The organism is Acidiferrobacteraceae bacterium, assembly GCA_037388825.1.
In the GTDB taxonomy this organism is placed as follows: domain Bacteria; phylum Pseudomonadota; class Gammaproteobacteria; order Acidiferrobacterales; family JAJDNE01; genus JARRJV01.
The window spans coordinates 1-5,227 of record JARRJV010000108.1 but is presented as its reverse complement, the minus strand read 5'-3'; the positions used below and the strand labels follow the sequence as shown (position 1 = coordinate 5,227).

Genomic DNA, 5,227 nt, shown 5'->3' with positions numbered 1-5,227 from the left:
TCCCGCACATCCTGGCCACGATTATACCCGTAGCTGACCAGAATAACAGGCATGCCGGCATTACGGGCGGCCTGGGTATCATTGACCGAGTCTCCCACCAGTACCGCATGCTCCGGCGTCACACCGAAGTGCTCACAGGCATGTAGCAGCGGCAACGGGTCCGGCTTCTTCTTCGCCAGGCTGTCGCCAGACAAAACCAGACTGAAGTAGCCGTCCAGCTGCAGGGCCTTCAACAGCGGCACCGTAAATTCCTCGGCCTTGTTGGTAATACAGGCCAGTCCAAACCCCGCCGTCTTGAGCGCCTCCAGGCCTTCGATCACGCCGGGGTAGGGTCGGCTGCGGTCTGCTACCTGCTCGCCGTAAAACTGCAGGAACAACGGGTACGCCCGATCGTACAACTCGGCCTCGGGCTCGGCATCCATGTCGCCGGTCAGGGCCCGCTTCACCAGCCGGCTGACCCCGTTGCCGATCCAGGTCTCCACCCTAGCCTGGTCGTGGGTGGCCATACCCAGAGCCTCCAGCATGCGGTTGGCGCTGGCGGCCAGGTCCGGAGCAGTATGGATCAGGGTACCGTCCAGATCCACGAGCACCATGCCCACGGTCAGGGGCAGCTGAAATGCAGCATTCGCGGACAGGCTGGCTGAACCCATGGTTGCCCCTATCCCGCTTTCGCCAGTTCGGCACGCATGGCCGCGACCACCGAATCATAATGATTGGGATCGCTGTCCTTGCCCGCCCCGAAGATCGCGGACCCGGCCACGAAGGTGTCGGCCCCGGCCTCGGCAATCTCGCGAATATTGTCCACCTTCACGCCCCCGTCGATCTCCAGCCGGATGTCGCGCCCGCTTTCGTCGATGATGCGGCGGGCGTCGCGTAGCTTCTGCAGCGCGGTGGGGATGAAGCTCTGGCCGCCAAAGCCCGGGTTCACAGACATCAGCAGCACCATATCCACCTTGTCGATGACATAGTGCAGATAGTCCAGCGGCGTTGCCGGGTTGAATACCAGCCCGGACTTGCAGCCGCTGTCGCGCACCAGCTGCAGGGAACGATCGATGTGTTCGGATCCCTCGGGATGGAAGGTGATGTAGGTCGCACCGGCCTTGGCGAAATCGGGGATGATGCGGTCCACCGGCTTGACCATCAGATGGACGTCGATGGGTGCAGTCACGCCATGCGTGCGCAGGGCCTCGCATACCAGCGGACCGATGGTGAGGTTCGGGACGTAGTGATTGTCCATCACATCAAAGTGGACGATGTCGGCGCCAGCGGCGAGTACGTTATCCACTTCCTCGCCCAGGCGGGCAAAATTAGCGGAGAGGATCGACGGGGCGATCAGCATGTCGGCCATGGTCTGTTCCTTGGTTTCTGATAATTGGTTCCGTGGCCGCGGTGCACGTGCGGCCGAGCGAACGCCGGAATTTACCTGAACCGGCGAATCATTGCAGCCCCGAAGGCCCCGGATCGGTAAAAAGCCCTCCACAATCCGTGTGTTCTACCGAAAGCGGGTTTACCAGGATCAAACGCCCCGCTACCCTGTGGCGACCATTTGAGCCGCTTACCGAGGAGACCGCCCATGGGCTACGCAACCACCCTGACGCTGCACCTTCTGTCCGCCGTAATCTGGGTGGGCGGGATGTTCTTCGCCTATATGGCCCTGCGGCCGGCGGCGGTCCGGACCCTGGAACCCTCTCAGCGCCTGCCCCTGTGGGCCGCCACCTTCCAGCGCTTCTTCCCCTGGGTCTGGGCCGCCATCCTGGTGCTGCCAGCCACGGGCTACTGGATGATCTTCGTGGAGCTGGCCGATGTGGCCGGCCATCGCCTGTACGTGGATATCATGCAGGGGATCGGTTTCGTGATGATCGCCATTTTCCTGCACGTATTCTTCGCGCCGTTCCAACGCCTGAACCGCGCGGTGGCGGCGCAGGACTGGCAGGCGGCCGGTCATCAGCTGAACCAGATCCGTATGCTGGTTCTGCTGAATCTCATCCTCGGGATCTGCACGATTATCGTGGCGGTCAGCGGACCCTCGTGGTCCTGAGCGGCGGATTCCCTCCGCCTCAGCAGTGGATGCGGTTGCGTGTATAGCGGTCCATGGTTTCGACGGGAGCCTTCCCGCTGACAGGCTCACGATAGGCACCCCGTCCGTAGTACTGATTCAGCTCCTTGCGATAGGCGGAAAAGAACTGGTCAAAGACCTCGATACCCATCGTGCCCACGGCATAGAGGTGATCCGTCCTCGGGTCATGTTCCAGTGCAATGGTCGTCAGTGGCTGGGGCGCCGGACCGCCGAGGACCCTGGCACCGTGGGTCGGATCGTAAACGCTACCGTGGGCACAACAGACGATGACCCCGGCGCGGCCGGCGGCCTGGCTCTTGTCACGACGATAGTCGATCACGCTGCGCACGGCCGAGGGAAAAGAGAGCTGGTGCGGACAGATGGCGGAGAAGGCCACGACCGAATGATCACGACCGACCCCGCCGGGCCACGTATAGGGCGAGCCCTCCTTCGGCTTGAGTTCCAATCCGTCCGGCGCGGGCTCTTTCAGGCGAAGCAGAAAGCACGGGGTGCTCGCGTATGGATAGTTGAAAACGTAGGTCTCCTGACGCCGCAAGGCGTGGGCAGTCAGCGGACGCCCCTGGCGGTCTGTCAGCTGCGCCCGTTCATGGGTATGCAGCGAACCGCCAGTCTCGGCCAGAACCCGGGGCGCGGCGGCGACTGCGGTCGCCGCCGTCATGCACAGCTTTACGAACTCTCTTCTTTCCACAACACCTCAGTCGCCGCGATTAGCTGAACATGTCCCGATACATGCCGCGCGCCCATTCCAGGTTGGCCTGACCGCGGTCGGCGCTCCAGTTCTGGACCATCTTGACATCGTAGAAGCCGAAGTGCTTCTCCTTTTCATTGTATTTGTAATGCGCGTCCACGCTGATGGATTCGAGCGGATCGATCATGACCGCGGAGAAGCAAACCGTGTGCGGGCTCTCCCACGGGATCTCCTTGCCTTGGGCATGGGCCGCGATCACCTTGGCCACGTAATGGGCCTCGGAATTAGAGGTATTGCCGCTCTTGGAAAAACCCATGGGCCGCGCATCGCCGGTGACATAGACGTGTTCGTCGCCGATCACGTTGTATTTGAATGGATCGATGTTGGCCTCGAACTGCGGGCTATCCGGCTTCACCAGCCCCAGGGTCTCGATCAGGCGCGAGGCCCGCACCCGCGGATAGATGGCGCCATCGTCGAACTTGTAGGAATCAAACTCGGTCTTGATGGTCTTGCCGGCTACATCCACGGACTTGATTATCGCCCCCGGCTGGTACTCGACGATCCCCTTGTACAGCTCATCGAAGGCGTGATGGAAGCCATCCTTCTTGATGGTAATGTCCGGGTTGCCATCCAGCAGCAGCACCTTGCCCTTGATCTTCTGCTTCTTGAATTCGGCCGCAACCATACATGTGCGCTCGTATGGCGCCGGAAGGCAACGGTAGTTGCCTTGCGGCACTGTCAGCACGAAAACGCCGCCCTCGAACTCCGCCAGCTTGTTCTTGATCGACAGGTGCTCCGAGCCCGGCATGAACCCGGCCGGGTAGTTTGTCTTCAAGGTGTTCACGTCGACGGGATCGGTGACACCGATGGCGCTATAGTTGTAGTCGATGCCCGGAGCCAGCACCAGGTACTCGTACTTCAGGTACCCCTGTTCGGTGTAGACCTTGCGACTCTTGCGGTCGACGTCGATCACCGTGGCATTGAAGAAGATGTAGTTATTGTTCTTGGCGGCATCGAGAAAACTATGGTCGAGAAATTCGAGCTTCACCTGGTCCGCCAGCCACAGGTTCGTGATGGGGCAGGACATGAAGAGACCGCGCTTCTCGATCAGGACGACATCGAAGTCCGGATGTTCCTTCTTCAGGTACTTGGCCATGGTCAGCCCGGACCAGCCGCCGCCCACGACCACCACACGCGGGCCCTTGGCCTTGGGCAGATCGGCCGCCTTGCCGGTGATGCCGGCGGCGTGGGGAATATCGCTGCCGCTGGCGCAGGCAGCCAGCGGAGTCGTCGCCGCAGCGGCGGCGGTAATTCCGCTCAGTTTGAAGAAACTTCGACGGGAAAACTTGTTCATGACACACCTCCTCGTTGTGTTTATTCAAGCCGATGTCATGCGCATGTGACGCAGCTGCCCGCCGGGGAAGGATCATGGGCGAGGGCTAGCGCAGGATTAACGAACGACTTAACTGAATTCGTGCTCGCCGGGTTCGTTCGCGAGAATCTTCACGTCGGTTGGTTTGTCTACAGCGAGATCGGCCGCAACGGACAGATCGTCGAACAGGACCTTCTCCGCGCACGGGCTCGGGTCCTTGCGCAGAAACCGAAGCGTGATCGGGCGGCCCGCCGGCACCTCGATGCGGGCCGGCGTATACACGCCATTGTCCACCAGGATGTCGATGGGCGCAGCCCCGGTTTCCTGTTTCGCCCGCGGGCTGGACAACCAGAACCACCAGACGATAAGCGCGATGACCGCCAGGGCGCCGACGTTTACGGCAAGGACATTCATGGCTTCTCCTGTGCCGGCCGGTACCAGCGCAAGCGGTTGGCGTTGCTCACTACGGTGACGGAAGACATCGCCATGGCAGCGCCGGCGATAATGGGATTGAGCAGGATACCAAAGAATGGGTACAGAATTCCGGCGGCCACCGGAATGCCGAGTGAATTGTAGACGAAGGCACCGAACAGGTTTTCCTTGATATTCCGCACGGTTGCCTTGGACACGCCGATCGCGTCTGGCACACCGTGGAGGGACCCACGCATGAGCGTGACATCTGCACTCTCGATGGCCACGTCGGTTCCGGTCCCGATGGCGAAGCCGACATCGGCGCGGGCCAGGGCCGGTGCGTCATTGATTCCGTCGCCGACCATACCGACGATCCCGCCGCGGGCCTGGACCTCGGCCACCTTGTTGGCCTTGTCCTCGGGCAGAACCTCGGCCAGCACCTCGTCCACGCCAACCTGTTTTGCCACCGCCTCCGCGGTGGAGCGGTTGTCACCCGTAAGCATAACGACCTTGATGCCGAGTCCATGCAGACGTTCGATCGCCGATTTCGAGTCTTCCTTTACAGGATCCGCTACCGCAACAATACCGGCGGCCTTTCCGTCACCGTAGTGAGCAACGCCAACCGCTTGCGCTGGTACCGGCCGGCACAGGAGAAGCCATGAATGTCCTTGCCGTAAAC

At 61.5% G+C, this 5,227-nt stretch carries 7 protein-coding genes; 1 reads left to right on the top strand and 6 read right to left on the bottom strand.

The features are described from left to right. Nucleotides 1-650, bottom strand: a 650-nt coding sequence (locus tag P8X48_12780; protein ID MEJ2108180.1) for a phosphoglycolate phosphatase, incomplete at its 3' end; no start/stop codon positions are given. A gap of 8 nt (nucleotides 651-658) precedes the next feature. Next, nucleotides 659-1,348: a ribulose-phosphate 3-epimerase gene (rpe, locus tag P8X48_12775; protein MEJ2108179.1), complete on the bottom strand. Its 690-nt coding sequence runs from the start codon at nucleotides 1,346-1,348 to the stop codon at nucleotides 659-661. Between the two features lie 225 nt (nucleotides 1,349-1,573). On the opposite strand from rpe, the gene P8X48_12770 reads away from it, so the two are divergent. Further along, nucleotides 1,574-2,038 carry a CopD family protein gene (locus P8X48_12770; GenBank protein MEJ2108178.1) on the top strand — a complete coding sequence of 155 codons (465 nt, stop codon included), beginning with the start codon at nucleotides 1,574-1,576 and terminating at the stop codon, nucleotides 2,036-2,038. A gap of 19 nt (nucleotides 2,039-2,057) precedes the next feature. Here the strand turns inward: P8X48_12770 and P8X48_12765 are convergent, their stop codons facing one another. From P8X48_12765 to P8X48_12750, 4 genes are all read right to left on the bottom strand, one after another. Further along, nucleotides 2,058-2,765: a Rieske 2Fe-2S domain-containing protein gene (locus P8X48_12765; protein ID MEJ2108177.1), complete on the bottom strand. Its 708-nt coding sequence runs from the start codon at nucleotides 2,763-2,765 to the stop codon at nucleotides 2,058-2,060. A gap of 19 nt (nucleotides 2,766-2,784) precedes the next feature. Next, a complete protein-coding gene (locus P8X48_12760) occupies nucleotides 2,785-4,119 on the bottom strand; it encodes an FAD/NAD(P)-binding oxidoreductase (protein MEJ2108176.1) in 1,335 nt (444 codons plus the stop codon). 108 nt (nucleotides 4,120-4,227) lie between these two features. Next, nucleotides 4,228-4,551 (bottom strand): cupredoxin domain-containing protein, encoded by a 324-nt coding sequence (locus P8X48_12755; protein MEJ2108175.1) that lies wholly within the window; start codon nucleotides 4,549-4,551, stop codon nucleotides 4,228-4,230. Then, nucleotides 4,548-5,227 (bottom strand): HAD-IC family P-type ATPase (locus P8X48_12750; GenBank protein ID MEJ2108174.1); only part of this gene is annotated, 680 nt, incomplete at its 5' end. The genes P8X48_12755 and P8X48_12750, both read right to left, overlap by 4 nt.

Excerpts from the sequence above, each read along its gene's own strand:
- rpe (MEJ2108179.1), bottom strand. The coding sequence starts at position 1,348 with ATGGCCGACATGCTGATCGCCCCGTCGATCCTCTCCGCTAATTTTGCC.
- P8X48_12760 (MEJ2108176.1), bottom strand. The coding sequence starts at position 4,119 with ATGAACAAGTTTTCCCGTCGAAGTTTCTTCAAACTGAGCGGAATTACC.
- P8X48_12755 (MEJ2108175.1), bottom strand. The coding sequence starts at position 4,551 with ATGAATGTCCTTGCCGTAAACGTCGGCGCCCTGGCGGTCATCGCGCTT.
- P8X48_12770 (MEJ2108178.1), top strand. The coding sequence starts at position 1,574 with ATGGGCTACGCAACCACCCTGACGCTGCACCTTCTGTCCGCCGTAATC.